The following is a 15,425-nucleotide window of genomic DNA, read 5'->3' as shown; positions in this document are numbered from 1 at the left end:
TGCCCCTGCGCCGGGCGCGCCCCACCTATTCCCAGTTGGCGGCGGCCACGACCGCCGGATCGACCTCGATACCCGTCCAGGACACATCCAACGGGCCCAGCGACTCCTCCTGCTTGAGGCTCACCGCCTTAGCCTTAAACAACTCCAGCAGCGCGAGGAAACGGCCCACGATCTCCATGTTGCGGCCACAGTCACTCGTCAATTGCGCGAAACTCAACCACGTCTCCGCACCCGCCAGGCGCAGCGCATCCAACAGCTTGCCGGCCTGCTCCGGGACGGACACCGCCACCTGGTGAATATGCCCCGTGGCCACCTCCTCCGGCGGGCGGGGACGAAACACACTCGCCGCAAACTCGGCAAAGGACTGAGCATCCATACCCAAGCGCACCGGCGGCAACAGCTGGGCAAACTGCGGCTCCAGGGACACCGCCCGCGGATACCGGCGCCGGGCCGCCACCTGCCAGGCCGCGAACTGCTCCGCGGCCTTCTTGTACGCCTGGTACTGCAGCAGCTTCGCGAACAGGATGTCGCGGGACTCCAACAATGCGAGGTCCTCCTCGTCGTCCACCTCCCCGCGGGGCAGCAGGCGCGCCGTCTTCAGATCCAGCAGGGTGGCCGCAATGACGAGGAATTCGGTGATCTCATCAAGGTCGGCCGTCGCCCCCAGATCCCGCGTGTAGGCAATGAACTCGTCGGTGACCTCCGCGAGCGCGATCTCGGTGACGTCCAGCTTTTTCGCCCCAATGAGCTGCAGCAGCAGATCGAAAGGCCCCTCAAAGTTGCCGAGCGCCAGCTGGAAACCCGGCAGGGTCAGCTGCTCCCCCGGCGCCTCCTGCGCGGCAGCGCCACCCGGGGTGGTGCGGGGCCGGCTAGCCGCCATGGGTGGTGCGCTCAATGACCTCGCGGGCCAGCATCCGGTACTGCGTCGCCGCCTCCGAGCGGGGCGCCCACGTCGTAATCGGCTCGCCCGCGACACTCGTCTCCGGGAACCGCACCGTCCGCGTAATCACCGTGTCGAAGACTTTCTCCCCGAAGACCTCCACCACCCGGCTCATCACCTCACGCGCATGCGAGGTGCGGCGGTCAAACATCGTGACCAAAATACCCACGATGTCCAGGTTGAAGTTGAGACGATCCCGCACCTTCTCCACCGTGTCCGTGAGCAACGCCAGGCCACGCAGGGAGAAGTACTCGCACTCCATCGGGATGATGACCCCCTGCGCGCACGCCAAAGCGTTGACCGTGAGCAGCCCCAGCGACGGCTGGCAGTCCAGCAGAATGTAGTCATACTCGCGCATGACCGGGCGCAGCGCCCGCGCCAACGCCTGCTCACGACCCACCTCGTTGACGAGCTGGATTTCCGCCGCCGACAGGTCAATGTTCGCCGGCACCAAATGCATCCCCGGCACCCGCGTGGTGTGGATGGCGTTGAGGATGGAGGTTTCGTTATCCACCAGCAGGTTATAGACCGTCAAGTCCAACTCGTCGTGGTGAATACCCAAGCCCGCCGACAGCGCACCCTGGGGATCCAGGTCGACCAACAGCACCTTCCGGCCGGCTTCCGCCAGGCCCGCCCCGAGGTTAATGGTCGACGTTGTCTTCCCCACCCCGCCCTTCTGATTACACATCGCCAGGATCGTCGCCGGACCATGCCGGTCCAGGGGCGCGGGCTCAGGGATCTCGCGCAAGGGACGGCCGGTCAAGCCCAGGGTGTTTTCCGGCTTCTCAAACAGCCCAGGATCCTTCACAGTCAAACCTTCTCCCTTGACACTTGTGGGTGTGTGGTGGTTCGGCGGGCGGGGCGCACACCCCACCTCTTCTAGCCCCTCCACCCTACCAACCCCGCGCGGCGGGTGAGCATCATCCCCGACACCTGCCCCCGCACGGCACGGGGGCGAACACCGCACGCACCTTATGCGCGCGGGTGCGCCTCACGCCACTTCTCCGCAATGCCCTGGGTATTCATGTGCATGTACAGCTGCGTCGTCGTCACCGCCGCATGCCCCAAAAGCTCCTGCACCGTCCGCACCGGCACACCCCGCTGCACCAGGTGCGTGGCGTAAGAGTGGCGGAACGTGTGCGGCGAAATCTCCGCCGTGACCCCGGCGCGCTGCGCGCGCTCCTTGATGACCTTCCAGGCGCTCTGCCGCGACAGCGGCCGGCCGAGCGTGTTCAAAAACAGCTCCTGCGGTACGCCTGCGCGGGCCTTGGCTGCAAGCTCCGGGCGTGACCTGCGGGCGTACTCCCGCACCGCCTGACGGGCGGGCTCCCCCAGGGGCACCAGGCGCTCCTTGTCCCCCTTGCCGTGCAGCAACACCATGTCGCGGTCGCCGATGCCTTCCTGGGCGCGCAGGCTCAACACCTCCGTGATGCGGGCACCGGTGCCGTACAACAGCTCCAACAGGGCCCGGTCCCGCACGTCCACCGCCGTGGCCGTCTCCCCGGTGGGGATGGCGTCAATGATCCGGCAGGCATCCTCCACCGTGAGGGTGTCGGGATAGTGCTTCGGCATCTGCACCGGCTGCACCTCCGCGGCGACGTTCTGGCTCACCCGCCCCTCGTGCAGGGCGAAGGCGTGCATCTGGCGGACCACCACCAGCGCGCGATTCGCGGAACTCACCGCCAAGGGCGCGCGCCCCTGGGCCGGGTCACCGTCGCGCAGATCCCGCACGTAGCGCTCCACCATCGGCACCGTGACCTCCCCCAGGCGGGAGATGTCCTGCTGGGCGAGCCAGTGCTGCCAGCGGCGCGCATCCCGGGCATAGTTACTCACCGTGTTCGCCGACGCGGAGCGTTCCACCCGCAGGTGCTCCAGCCACAGGCGCAGCACCACCTCCACCGCATCCGGCGCGGCCGGGGCGCGCCCCTCACCCACGGCGCACAGTCCCTGACGCGGCGGCCGCCTTGCGTGCGGCCAGCGCCGTCGGCCGCAGCGCGAAAGGCTCCTCCACGCTGCGCGTCGCCCCGCCGGCGCACGCGCGGGCCGCCAGCAGCAGGCCCGCGATGGCAATGCCGTTGGCAACCCGCCCGGCAGCCACCCACTCCACAGCCTCGTCCAGGGGCACCCAGTGCAGCTCCAAGTCGGCCTCCTCATCATCGGCCTCGCCCCGGTCGACGGGGGTGAGTTCCCGGGCAAGAAACACCCGCACCGCCTCATCCATCACCCCCGGGGAGGTCACCATGTCGGTGAGCACCTCCCACCGCGCCGCACGCAACCCCGCCTCCTCGGCGAGTTCACGGGCCGCGCACACCTCCGCAGGCTCGCCGGGAACATCCAGCAGCCCCGCCGGCAGCTCCCACAGGTGGCGGCCCACCGGCCGGCGGTACTGGTGCACCAACGCCACCCGGTCATGGTCGTCCACAGCCACCACAGCGACCGCCCCGAAATGTTCGACCACCTCCCGGGCCGCCACGTGACCGCCCGGCATCACCACCTGATCGCGCCGGACCCCCAGGATCGGCGCGTCAAGCAACAGCTCCGTCGACTGGACGGGAAAATCATGCCGGGCGTCCGGCACCGCGGGTACTGCCGGGGGCGTCGTGGCGCGGGTGGTGCCATCTGGCTTCTGCGTGTGCACGGACAGTGCCCTCCTTACTCAGGCCATCCCCGGCGGCACTGCGGCTGCCCGCACGGGCGCGCGCCGGGGATGGGACGATGCGTCGATTCTTCCTGCTCGGGTACGAAGTCCGCGGCACCCCGCAGCACAACGCGTGCGGCATCCTGCGGGCGCACCCGAGCTCCGCACACCACCCTAGCCCAGTCCCCGCGCCGCCCCCCGGCGGCGCTGAGGTCTGCTGGTGCGCGCGCAGACTACTGCGCGGCGTGGTGCTGCAGCGCGGCGCCGACGAGGGCGTCGAACAGGGGGTGCGGGCGCGTCGGCCGGGAGGCGTACTCCGGGTGGCCCTGCGTGGCCACGAGGAAGGGGTGCTGCTCGCGGGGGTACTCCACGAACTCCACCAGGCCACTGTCGGGGTTGCGCCCAGAGAACACCAGACCGGAACCGGCGGTGATCTCCTCGCAGTAGGCGTTGTTCACCTCATAGCGGTGGCGGTGCCGCTCACTGACCTCGCGGGAGCCGTAGATTCCCGCCACGACGGAGCCCTCCTCCAGCACTGCGGGCGATGCCCCGAGGCGCATCGTGCCACCCAGATCCGCGTCCCCACGGGTGGCGGCCTCCTGCTCCGCCATGGTCGCAATCACCGGCGTGGGCGTCTCCGGATCAAACTCGGTTGAGGTCGCGCCGTCCAGGCCCGCCGCGCGCGCCGCCTCAATGACGACGCACTGCAGGCCCAGGCAGATCCCCAGCAACGGCAGGCCGTGGGTGCGGCACCAGCGGATCGCGCCCAGCTTGCCGTCAATACCGCGGCCGCCGAAGCCACCGGGGATCACGACACCATCCAGCTCGCCGAGCAGTGCCTCCGCGCCCTCGTCGGTGGCGCACTCGTCCGAGGCCACCCAGCGGATCGTGGCGCGCACCCCATGGGTGAACGCCGCCGCCCGGATCGCCTCCGCCACCGACAGGTACGCATCGGGCAGCTCCGTGTACTTCCCCACCACGCCGATGGTGACCTCCCCGCGGGGATTGCGCACCCGCTCAAGGAGGGTGCCCCACTCACCCCACTGCACCGGCCCCGCCTGCAGGCGCAGCCGATCCAGCACCACCTCGTCGAGGCCCTCGCGGTGCAGCACCTCCGGGATGGAGTAGATGGAATCCGCATCCGCGCAGGAAATCACAGCGGCTTCATCGACGTCGCACATGAGCGCCATCTTCGACTTCAACGCCTGCGGCACCTCCCGATCGCAGCGCAACACCAAGGCATCCGGCACGATGCCGATGGCCCGCAGGGCAGCCACGGAGTGCTGCGTCGGCTTCGTCTTCAACTCCCCCGAGGGCGCCAGGTAGGGCACGAGGGACACGTGGATGAAAAAGACATTGTCGCGGCCTACGTCGTGCCGCAGCTGGCGCGCAGCCTCCAGGAAAGGCTGGGACTCAATATCGCCGACGGTGCCGCCGATCTCCACGATGACGACATCCGGGCGGCGCTGGCCACCCGCGACCGCATCCGCCAGCACCCGCACCCGATCCTTAATCTCGTCGGTGATGTGCGGGATCACCTGCACCGTGCGGCCCAAGTACTCGCCCCGGCGTTCCTTGGCGATGACCGAGGAATACACCTTGCCGGTCGTCACATTCGCCGCCTGCGAGAGATTCCGATCGAGGAAACGCTCGTAGTGGCCCAAATCCAGATCCGTCTCCGCACCATCCTCGGTGACGAACACCTCGCCGTGCTCCCGGGGGTTCAAGGTGCCGGGGTCGACGTTGACGTACGGGTCCAGCTTCTGCATCGTCACCGACACGCCACGGGCGATGAGCAGGCGGCCCAGGCTGGCCGCCGTGAGCCCCTTCCCCAACGACGACGCCACACCACCGGTGACGAACACATACTTCACCGGACTAGCCCCCGACCCTGCTTGCGTTTGCATAACTCCACACTCTCCCACCGGAAGCCCCACAGAGGACGCCCGGACAATATAAAAGCCACCAGAAAAACCGCCCTCACACACCCCACGAATGCATAGACATCAAGAAAAAAGGGTGCGCGAAAAACGGGTGGGAGAAAAGACCATTGTCGACGCCTGCGGAATAGACAAGCAGCGCACTTTTTTCATGCGCCGCCATCAGAACGAAGCCACGCAGAGAAAAGATGTGCAGAAACGACAAATCCGCAGGTGTCGCGGCACAGTGTGCCGGGAGCGCCACCGCCTCACACGCTGTGTCAGGCTGGCCCAACGGGCCACTGTGGCGGCATCCTTGGATACCCACGGGATTTCAGCCTAACACTCCCGCCACAAATCTGAGAAATTCCCACCCCATTTGCCGCAGCCCGAGAAATCACCCGAAAAAACGGGACACGTCCCCCGACGGACGCGCCCATGAGCTTCCCGCAGGACAGCGGGCGCTGCACACATGCGACACTGCAGCCCGCGCATGCGACACGCACACGGGGCGGCAGGTGGCAGTCAGCGCCAGCGCGGATGCCAGCTAGGTGCGCGGCACCGGCGGGGATGCGGCTTCCGCGGAGGCGGCCGCGCCATAGGCCCCGGAGCTGCCGTCGAGCTGCTCCCGGACAGCCAACACCGTGGCCAGGCGCCCGTAGGCCATGTTCACCGAATCAATGGTGGACACCTTCAACCCGTCGGCCGCATCGGAACGCACCACACCAATCGCCCCCGTGGTTGCTGCCTGCGTGATCCGGCCCGCCAACACCGCGCCACCGTCGAAGCGGCCCAACGCCAGCGCAAACGCCGCCAGGTTGCGGGCGGCAAACTCATTGCCCTCCTCCGCATCACCAGTGATGATCACGATGGCCTCGGCGGGGGCGATCGCCGCCGCATTGGCCTCCACGAGGCCCGCGCCCTGGAGGGCGTTGAGCAACAACGCCCGATCCTCCGGCGGCGACGCCGGCTGCCCCTCCTTCGGGGCGAACAGTGCCGCCCCGAGCGCCTCCCCGGCGTGCGTGCCCGGGTCCAGCTTGTCGACGGACAGCTTCGCCCCCGCCGGCAGCGTGGTCGCCACAATCGACTTGAGCCGGTCCGCGTGCTCCTTGTCGAAGAACTTCTCCGTCAGCTTAAGACGGCCCGCATCGACGGCCTTCGCGTCCCGCAGCAGCGCCTCCACCGCATCAACGTCCTCTTGCTGCGCCGAGGCCGTCCGAATCACCGTGACAGGCTTGCCGTCGAGGATGCCCGCCACCTGCGCGGGCGCGGTGGACGCGATGAAACTATCGGCGGCATCCGCCTCCGCGGCGACCACCTGGCTGGAGGTTTTCAAGTCTTTGAGCTGGCTGGAGGTATCGCGCAACTGCGCGTTGCCCCCATCCGCGAGGTTCGGGGCCACCAGCAGGGCACCGGCGGCCACACCGGCCGCCATCCCGAGCGTCACGCCGGCGAAAACATGTCCGGGACGCATTGAACCCATAGTGAAACCTTTCCCAGTGAAGTCGTCTAGAGGAGAAAAAGATCAGGCGCTCTTCGCGCACAAGCCCACAGGCTGGTCTACAGCCCCACCCAGGAACGCACATCCACAGCAATGTTGTTCCAGGCATCGATGAGGTTGTCGACGAAACTGCCATCACCATGGGTCCCGCCAATGACGATGAGCACCGCGATAAGCGCCACGACACCCAACAGTGCCCACAGCCAGTGGAAGCTGAAGTTCGTGCGCACGGTGTACAGCTCCACGATGGCGCGGCCATCCACGAGCCGGGTGCCGGCCTTCAACCGGGCCAACAACCCCGAGGGCTGCGCGCCCACAGCGTCGGCAAACACCCCATTCAAATCCAGCGGCGCACCCACATTCACAATGAGCGACGCCCCGTGGTACTCGGCCAACAACAGCGCCAAATCGCTCGCGTCACTAATCGCCGAGGGGAACGTCATCGCCCCAATACCCAGGTCCTGGATGCGCTCCATGCCGACTGCGTGCCCGGAGGTATCCGCCGGCAGCACCATGAGCGCCCCGCCACGCATGGTCTCCACCTCGATGCGGGCCGGGTCACCAATGATGATGTCGGGGCTGTAGCCCGCCTTCACCAGAGTGTCCGCCGCCTCGTTCACAGCGATGAGTGCCGGCTGGTACTCCCGCAGGAAATTCCGCAACTCCTTGAGCTGCTCCTCCAAGTCCACCGCCGGGGAGACCACCACCACCTTCCGGTTGTGCAGATCCACACCGGTGGCGGGGATACCCAACCCGTCGACGAGCAGGGGCGCTTCGGAGCGAATGAACTCGGTGGTGTTACCGAAGAACGCCTCCATGTGGTCGAGCAGCTGCTGCTGCGCGGCCTGCCACTGGGCGTCCACATCGGCCGCCGACAGCACAGTGCCCTGCCCCAGCAGCTTCTCCCCGTAGAACAGCTCCCCCTCATCCGTCAGGCGGCCCTTCTTGCCGTCCTTGAACTGGGCACGCACCTCCACGCCCACCCCGTCGACGAGCGTGATGCCGGCGTCGATGAGCAACTGGGGGCCGAAGCTCGGCACCGTGCCCGCTCCCGCGCGAGCAATGTTGACGACGGCAGCCGCGCCGGCATCAATGAGCTGCTGGGCGAACGCGCGGGTGATGTCCGGGGCATCAATGAGCGCAATGTCGCCAGTCGACAGCTTGCGCATGCCCTTCGCGCCGGGAGTGCAGTCACGAATCGGTGCGTAAAGACCGGGCAGGTCAGGGTTGCGGGAGAACAAACTCATGCCGCCTAGTGTGGCGGCACGCAGACACAAACGGGCGCAATGACACGCAATTGGTGGCAGAAACTTTCCCTACGCAGCTGCTTCCCCCAGCACGCATCCACTCCGCTGCGGGCGGGCTACGCCTCGGAGGTATCGGTGCGGGCGATCTCCAACAGCTCGGCGGCGTGCGCCCGGCCGGTGGCGGTATCGTCCAGGCCCGCCAACATACGGGCGAGTTCCTCCACCCGCTGCTCGTCATCGAGCCGGCGCGCCGCGGAGGTCACCGCATCGTCTGCCACATCCTTCGAGATATGGATGTGCGTGTCGGCGAACGCCGCCACCTGCGGCAGGTGGGTGACCACCAGCACCTGGTTGTGGCGAGCCAGCCGCGCCAAACGACGCCCAATCTCCACCGCGGCCTTGCCGCCGACGCCGGCATCCACCTCGTCGAACACGAGCGTGGTGCCCGCCTGCGTGGCGGACAGGTTGACCTCCAGGGCCAGCATAACGCGGGACAGCTCACCGCCCGACGCGGAGGTCGCCAGCGGTTGTGCCGGCAGCTTCGGCGCGGGCGCGAGGCGGAACTCCACCTCGTCGAGACCTTGCGGCCCCGGTTCCCGGGGGCTGAGCTCGACGGTGAACACGGCCTTCGGCATCGCGAGCCCGTGCAGCTCCTCGGTGACTGCCTGCGCGAGCGTCGTCGCCGCAGCAGCCCGCGCCGCACTCAGCTCCTGCCCGGTGGCCTGCACCCGCTCCTCGGCGGCCGCCACCCGGGCGGCCAGCTCGTCCAACGCCCCCGGGGAGACGTCGATACGGCTGAGCTTGCGTTCTGCTTTGTCCTTCCACGCCAACACCCCAGCCATGTCGGGCGCGTATTTGCGGGTGAGGTTTTTCAGTTCCTGCTGGCGCTGCAGCATCGTCTCCAACGCGTCCGGGTCGCTGGGCAACCGGGAGAGAAATTGGCCCAATTCGGAGGAAATATCAGACAGCTGGACCGCCACCTGCCCGAGGCGCTGCGCGAGGTCTGCGAGGGTCTCGTCCTCCGGCCCGCCGAGGGCGTGGGCTGCTTCACCGATGAGGTCAATCGCGCCGAGGAACTCCCCCATCTCCCCGCCGTCGAGCGCCCCCGGACCATCCACGCGCCCCAGGGCTGCCTGGGCTGCCTCCTTGAGACTATCGACGTCCTGCAGGCGCCGAATCGTGGCCTGCAGCTCCACATCCTCCTCCGGCTGCGGATCAATCTGGGTGATCTCGTCAATGGCGAACTGCAGCCGATCCACCTCCTGGGCGAGTTCCCTGCGCTTCGCGGTGCGTTCCGCCAGATCTTTCGCCAGCGCCTTGTACTCGGTGTAGGCCGAGCGGTAGGCCTCCGCCAGGCGCAGGCAGTCGGGGCCAAAGCGATCGAGGGCCGCCAACTGCCGCTCGGGGGACAACAACCGCAGCTGATCGTTTTGGCCATGGATCGCCAACAGTTCGCTGGTGAACTCCCCCAGCGTGGACGCCGGCACCGCCCGGCCACCCAGGTGCGCCTTCGACCGCCCGGAGGCATTGACCGTCCGGCTCACGATGTACTCGCCGTTTTCGTCCATGCTGCCACCCGCAGCATCCACCACGGCAGCCGCCGCGGCGGCGAGTTCCTCCGGCACCTGGAAGCGCCCCTCCACCACGGCGGCGGCAGCCCCGGTGCGGACCCGGCCGGCATCAGCCCGGCCGCCCGCGAGCAGCCGCAACCCCGACAGGATCATCGTCTTACCGGCGCCGGTCTCACCGGTGAGCACCGTGAGCCCCCGGTCGAGTTCCACCGTGGTGTGGTGAATGACGCCCAGTTCGCGGATGTCCAGTTCAGTCAACAAGGGGCTTCCACCTGCCTTCTACCAGAAGAGAAAAAGAGAAAGGATTCACACAAAGAAAGAGAAACGCAGAGCAGCGACGCGAAAAGTTCGCACCCAGCACAGTCGCAGACGACCGGCTGGCGCCACTGCCCGCAGTCGGAGGGGCGGCTAGGGCTGGGGATAGCCTGGGGTGCTCCCGGCCTGGGGGCCACGCCAGCCGACGACCGGCAGTCGGAACTTCTGCACCAACCGCTCGGTGAACGTCGACTCGTCCAAGCGCACCCAGCGCACCGGGCGTTCGCCGCGAGCGACCTCCACCCGGGAGCCGGGCGGCATGTGGAGGTCCCGAAAACCATCCATGATCGCCAGTGCCGGGGAGGTATCACTGTTGGACTCGATGGCGACACGCGACTGGGGGCTGACCACCAGCGGCTTCGCGAACAGGGCGTGCGCGTTATTCGGCACCACCAAGATGGCGTCGAGTTCCGGCCACAGCACCGGCCCGCCTGCGGAAAACGCGTAGGCCGTCGACCCCGTCGGGGTGCTCACGAGCACGCCGTCGCAGCCGAAGGAACTCACCGGCTCCCCGTCGATTTCGAGCGTCGCATCCAACACCCCGCGGCGGTTGGTGTTCTCCACGGACACCTCATTGAGTGCCCAGTTCCGCCCCGACACCTCACCATCCGCCCCGCGGACGGTGACCTGGAGGGTCATGCGGTCCTCCACCCGGTAGTCCCGGTCAATGACCCGGCGGATGGCTTCCTCCAAGGAGTCGGACTCCCACTCGGCGAGGAAGCCCACATGGCCGAGGTTGATTCCGAGCACCGGCAGGTCCACCTGGTAGGCCAAGTCAGCGGCCCGCAGGAAGGTGCCGTCACCACCGAGCACGAGCACGAGTTCGCAGCCCCGCGCCGCAGAGGCGTGGTGCGGGAACTGGGGAAACCGGCCCAGGATGGGGTCCTCGTCGATGGGGGTGGGGTCCTCCGGGGCGAGCACCCGCACGGTGATGCCAGCAGCATCCAGCAGGGCCGCCGCCGTCGACGCAGCCGCCAGGTTAGAGTGGCGTCCCGTGTGCGGGACGAGCAGGACGGAACGTTCAGTCACCGTGAGGGTCCTTCCGCGATGGCGGTATCCACCATGGCTGTCAGCGTGTCAGTGTCGGGGTGGCTGGCACCATCGTCGGCGACGAGCCACAGGAAATACTCTACGTTGCCCGAGGGGCCCGGCAGCGGGGAGGCCACCACCTGCTTCGTCGACAACCCCAACTCGCGGGCGTGGCGGGCCACATCGAGGGTCACTTCGGCACGCAGCTCAGGAGACGTCACCACACCCCCGGAACCCAGGCGGTCCTTGCCGACCTCGAACTGCGGCTTGACCATGGGCAGCAGGCTCGCACCGGGCCGCATGCAGGCAGCGATGGCCGGCAGCACCAGGTTGAGGCTGATGAACGACAGGTCACCGACCATCATGTCCATGGGGCGCTCCAGCATCGATGGTGTGAGGTGCCGGATGTTCGTCCGGTCCATCACCCGCACCCGAGGATCGTTTTGCAGACGCCAAATCAGCTGCCCGTAGCCCACGTCGACGGCGGTGACGGATTCCGCACCCCGGCGCAGCAGCACATCCGTGAAACCACCCGTGGAGGCACCTGCGTCGAGGACGTGCAGCCCTTCCACCGAGATGCCGAACGCATCCAGGGCACCAATGAGCTTGTGCGCGCCGCGGGAAGCCCAATTGTCCTCCTCGGAGCCATCCACCCGGATGGAGACCTGATCGTCGACGACGGTGGCCGGTTTCGTGGCGAGCATGCCGCCCACGAAGACTTTGTTGCCGCGGACCAGGGTGACCGCGTGTTCCCGGGAGCGGGCAATCTTGCGGCGCACAAGCTCAGCGTCGAGCCGACGACGGGAAACCATGAAAACAAACTCCGATCACATGCCCTGGGGCGCAGATACGCCGCACCCCTGGGGAGAAGACGTCAGGGATCAACACGCAGGCGTGCTGGGATACCCCACCACTATGGCCCCTGGCGGGCCGAAAGCACAATGCCCCGCGGGCACACCTGTGGATAACTTGAGGCGGCCACTGGGGTGGGAGGCCACCGCGGTTAGCGCAGCGCGTCCGCGAGGATCTGGTGGGCTGCGGTGAGCAGCTCCACTTCCTCGTCCACGCTATGGGTGGGCTGCGCCAGCAGGCCCAGCACCTCGGCGGACAGGGCCTCCGGGTCGGGGGTCTGCGCCGCCCGGAAATCTTGAGGCTTTACGTCCACGCGTCCCACGCCTCCTTGGCGGCCGTGCTGCCGAAGACCAGCTCGCGGGGCGCGTCAATATCCGACCAGGCGGCACCGAGCACCGTCCGCACGATGGCGACCGGATCCTCGGCAAGCGCGCCTGCGGGCGCCCCCTCCACGGTGACGGTGTCACCGATGCGGGTGGCGCTAAAACCACCCTGGTTTCCGGGGCGGAGCGTGTCGACGTCGCCGCTCAAGGCCCGCAGATCCTGGGCGATGAGGCTCGGGCGGTGCGCCCGCGGGGCGAAGAAGAGGTCGTCGACACCGGAAACGCCGGTGAGCACGTGGAGGGTGTCCATGCCGGCGGCCACGCCACCGGCAATATCGGTGTCCAGGCGGTCACCGACCGCCAGCGGGCGCTGCGCGCCCACCTGCTCCTGGGCGACGTGGAACATCGCCGGCTCCGGCTTGCCCGCGCTGCGCGGGGTCACCCCCGTGGAGATGGCGACGGCGTGCACCATCGCACCATTGCCCACCATGAGGCCCCGCTGCTGCGGGAGCGAGGTGTCCAGATTGGTGGCGAAGAAGCTCGCGCCGGCGCGAATCGCCAACGCCGCCTCCGACAGCTGCGCCCACCCGGTCTCCGGGTTGTGGCCCTGCAGCACCGCCACGGGCTGGTCGTCGGCGCTGGACACGGGAACGAACCCGGCCTCGCGGACCAGGTCCCGGAGGGACTCCGCGCCGAGTACGAGCACCGGGCTGCCGGGCTCAATGTCCTTGGCGAGCATGTACACCGCCGCCTGAGCACTCGTCAGAACATCCTGAGGTGCTGCGGCAAGGTCAATCGCCTGGAGCATGTCTGCCACGGTTGCCGCCGCGCGGGAGGCGTTGTTGGTGACGTAGATGCTGTGGCCGGGGAAGGCGTTGATGGCGGGCACCGCGTGCTCGATCGCGTCGCCGCCCTCCCACACGGTTCCATCCAGGTCCAGCAGCAGGGCATCGTAAGCGTCGTATACGGCGGTCATGGTGTACCAGCTTAAACCCCGAAAGCGCGCGGGCACACATTACCCAAGCCCCACACTGAGGAGAAGATACGCAGACACCCCACCCTCGTCACCACCGACAGTCCTTCACAGGACCGCGAGTGCAGTGCAAGAGTGGGGCGCCATTGACGACGCGGGGACCGCGCCGACGATCAGAAGATCATCAGCCTTAAGCGTCGTCGTCCGACTCTGCGGGCTGCTGGGTGCGCACGGTATCGGTGGTCAGCGGAAGCTCCGTCTGCCCACCGATGGCGCGCTGCAGCTCCCGGATGCGCTCGTCGGCATCGAGGAACTCGTCGTGATCGATGCCCCGGACGCGTTCAAACCACTCGAGTGCTTCCTCCGGGCGACCGGCGTCATTGAGGGCATCAGCGTAGGCGTAGAACAGGCGCGCAGCCTCGAAATCCGTCCGATTCGGGTCGAGGTTCTCCTGCTGCAATTCCACCACCGCAGCGTCCAACTGCCCCATGTCGCGGCGAGCACCGGCGACGACGATGGCGAGCTCGGTGCGGGTTTCGTCGTCAAGACCCACGCCTTCCTCACGGGCAAGCTCGATGGCCTTCTCCGGGCGGCCCAGGGCGCGCTCACAGTCAGCCATGACGGCGATGAGGCCCGGGCCGCCGGACATGCGGCGGGCGGCGCGCAGCTCCGCGAGGGCTTCCTTCCACTCGCCTGCGTGGTAGGCGGCGATACCGGCAGTTTCGCGCACCACGGACACACGGCCCGCGCGGTCCTTGGCGGAGCGGGCGTGTCGCAGCGCGAGCTGCGGGTCATCATTGAGGAGAGTGGCCGCCATGATCATGTGGCGGGCGACCTTATCGGCGTTGTCCTTGCTCAGGCTCTTCAGGTCCTGCAGCACGCTCGGATCCAGCAGATCAGCCTTAACGTCGGAAGGAATGTCCGGGTCATTCTGGCGGTTGTTCAGGCGCTCTTCACGGAAACCGGGACGCATCGGCCCCTGATAGGTGCGGTCCTTACCGCCGCGCTGCGCGTGACCGCGTCCGCCGCCCTGCGGGCCACGGCGGTCGTCACGGCGGCCACCCCGGCGATCATCCCGGTTGTAACCCCCACGACGGTCGTCCCGACGATCATCGCGCCGATCGTCACGGCCCCGGTACCCACCGGACTGGTAGCCACCGCGGTCATCGCGGCGATCCTCGCGACGGTCATCGCGGCCATAGCCACGATCATTCGAGCGCCCATAGCCGCCCCGATCCTCACGGTACCCACCGCGACGGTCGTCACGGCGGTCATCACGACCCCGGTAGCCACGGTCATCACGACGGTCGCCTCGCGAGTAGCCGCCCCGGTCGTCACGGCGATCGTCCCGACCGCGGTAGCCGCCTCGGGAATCCTCACGCCGGTCGTCCCGGCCACGGTAACCACCACGGTTGTCGTCGCGACCACGGTAGCCACCGCGGCGGTCGTCGAAGCGATCCCGACGCTGGCCGTCGCGACGGCTGTCAGAATCGAAGGAACCGGAACGACGGTCATAGGAACGGCGGTCGTCGCTGCGGTGATCATCTCGACGGGAACGACGGTCGTCGCGACGGTCATCCCGGCGCTCGCGATACTCGTTGGCCATATAGTGTGGTGCTCCTTCTGGGGCGGTGGGTGCGCTCTCGGCGCAATCAAAGTCCTTCCCGCCACACGACGTGGGAGAAGGACACAAGCTAGGTGGATGATTCTACACCCTGACACCCGAACAGTGGGAGTCACCAACAACACTCGTCACGCCACACATCAGAAGAAACCCGACGACGCGGCAGAGCGTCACTGTGTAGAAAAAGAACGACGAACCCCGTAACACAGCCGCTCGTAGATGATTCACCCGCTGGAGGAGACTCAACAAGCAATCTTCGGCAGCACCGGACAGGTGCCCCAGTAGAGCTCCATGTGCTCCACAGACCGCCTCCCCGGGGGCAGGCCCGCAACAACAACGAGCACCCCCAAAACCCCTGTACACGCAACAAAGCCCCGAAACCAGAGGTACTGGTTTCCGGGGCCTTGGAGCGATTTTTATGAAGATATAATGTCGGCAGTGACCTACTCTCCCACACACTCCCGTGTGCAGTACCATCGGCGCAGGTGGGCTT

The 15,425-nt window shown here is 67.5% G+C and carries 13 protein-coding genes; all 13 read right to left on the bottom strand.

Features of this window, described 5'->3' with window-relative positions; genetic code table 11:
* Positions 1–25 precede the first annotated feature (25 nt).
* Positions 26–880, bottom strand: coding sequence for a ScpA family protein (locus tag C1Y63_RS02770; RefSeq protein WP_106014945.1), 855 nt, complete (start codon positions 878–880; stop codon positions 26–28).
* Positions 870–1,748, bottom strand: a complete 879-nt coding sequence (locus tag C1Y63_RS02765; protein WP_106014944.1) for a ParA family protein — start codon at positions 1,746–1,748, stop codon at positions 870–872. Before C1Y63_RS02765 ends, C1Y63_RS02770 begins: the two co-directional genes overlap by 11 nt.
* 164 nt (positions 1,749–1,912) lie before the next feature.
* Complete coding sequence (locus tag C1Y63_RS02760) at positions 1,913–2,875, bottom strand: tyrosine recombinase (protein WP_106014943.1); 963 nt, start codon at positions 2,873–2,875, stop codon at positions 1,913–1,915.
* On the bottom strand, positions 2,868–3,518 hold the full coding sequence (locus C1Y63_RS12960) for an NUDIX hydrolase (RefSeq protein WP_233195552.1): 651 nt from the start codon (positions 3,516–3,518) through the stop codon (positions 2,868–2,870). The genes C1Y63_RS02760 and C1Y63_RS12960 overlap by 8 nt, the downstream gene beginning before the upstream one ends.
* Before the next feature lie 293 nt (positions 3,519–3,811).
* Entirely contained in the window at positions 3,812–5,485 is a 1,674-nt protein-coding gene (locus tag C1Y63_RS02750) for a CTP synthase (protein ID WP_106014942.1), read from the bottom strand.
* Between the two features lie 559 nt (positions 5,486–6,044).
* Positions 6,045–6,980, bottom strand: a complete 936-nt coding sequence (locus tag C1Y63_RS02745; RefSeq protein WP_106014941.1) for a copper transporter — start codon at positions 6,978–6,980, stop codon at positions 6,045–6,047.
* A 77-nt stretch (positions 6,981–7,057) separates the two neighbouring features.
* The gene (steA, locus tag C1Y63_RS02740) at positions 7,058–8,245 is read right to left on the bottom strand and encodes a putative cytokinetic ring protein SteA (protein ID WP_106014940.1); all 1,188 of its coding nucleotides are present in this window, start codon (positions 8,243–8,245) and stop codon (positions 7,058–7,060) included.
* 116 nt (positions 8,246–8,361) lie between these two features.
* Positions 8,362–10,077, bottom strand: coding sequence for a DNA repair protein RecN (gene recN / locus C1Y63_RS02735; protein WP_106014939.1), 1,716 nt, complete (start codon positions 10,075–10,077; stop codon positions 8,362–8,364).
* A 147-nt stretch (positions 10,078–10,224) separates the two neighbouring features.
* Positions 10,225–11,160, bottom strand: coding sequence for an NAD kinase (locus tag C1Y63_RS02730; RefSeq protein WP_106014938.1), 936 nt, complete (start codon positions 11,158–11,160; stop codon positions 10,225–10,227).
* A complete protein-coding gene (locus tag C1Y63_RS02725) occupies positions 11,157–11,972 on the bottom strand; it encodes a TlyA family RNA methyltransferase (protein ID WP_106014937.1) in 816 nt (271 codons plus the stop codon). The genes C1Y63_RS02730 and C1Y63_RS02725 overlap by 4 nt, the downstream gene beginning before the upstream one ends.
* A gap of 191 nt (positions 11,973–12,163) precedes the next feature.
* A complete protein-coding gene (locus C1Y63_RS12645; protein ID WP_158256065.1) occupies positions 12,164–12,325 on the bottom strand; it encodes a hypothetical protein in 162 nt (53 codons plus the stop codon).
* Positions 12,316–13,311, bottom strand: a complete 996-nt coding sequence (locus C1Y63_RS02720) for an HAD-IIA family hydrolase (protein WP_106014936.1) — start codon at positions 13,309–13,311, stop codon at positions 12,316–12,318. Before C1Y63_RS02720 ends, C1Y63_RS12645 begins: the two co-directional genes overlap by 10 nt.
* A 187-nt stretch (positions 13,312–13,498) precedes the next feature.
* A complete protein-coding gene (locus C1Y63_RS02715) occupies positions 13,499–14,914 on the bottom strand; it encodes a tetratricopeptide repeat protein (protein WP_106014935.1) in 1,416 nt (471 codons plus the stop codon).
* Positions 14,915–15,425 lie beyond the last annotated feature (511 nt).

Source organism: Corynebacterium sp. 13CS0277, from assembly GCF_002994655.1.
Lineage (GTDB): Bacteria > Actinomycetota > Actinomycetes > Mycobacteriales > Mycobacteriaceae > Corynebacterium.
Note: the sequence above shows the minus strand (reverse complement) of the source record. Positions and strands in the feature narration are given on the sequence as shown.

Bases quoted from the DNA above. Each gene is read 5' to 3' on its own strand.
- C1Y63_RS02770 (WP_106014945.1), bottom strand. From the start codon at position 880: ATGGCGGCTAGCCGGCCCCGCACCACCCCGGGTGGCGCTGCCGCGCAG.
- C1Y63_RS02750 (WP_106014942.1), bottom strand. From the start codon at position 5,485: ATGCAAACGCAAGCAGGGTCGGGGGCTAGTCCGGTGAAGTATGTGTTC.
- C1Y63_RS02745 (WP_106014941.1), bottom strand. From the start codon at position 6,980: ATGGGTTCAATGCGTCCCGGACATGTTTTCGCCGGCGTGACGCTCGGG.
- steA (WP_106014940.1), bottom strand. From the start codon at position 8,245: ATGAGTTTGTTCTCCCGCAACCCTGACCTGCCCGGTCTTTACGCACCG.
- C1Y63_RS02725 (WP_106014937.1), bottom strand. From the start codon at position 11,972: ATGGTTTCCCGTCGTCGGCTCGACGCTGAGCTTGTGCGCCGCAAGATT.
- C1Y63_RS02720 (WP_106014936.1), bottom strand. From the start codon at position 13,311: ATGACCGCCGTATACGACGCTTACGATGCCCTGCTGCTGGACCTGGAT.
- C1Y63_RS02715 (WP_106014935.1), bottom strand. From the start codon at position 14,914: ATGGCCAACGAGTATCGCGAGCGCCGGGATGACCGTCGCGACGACCGT.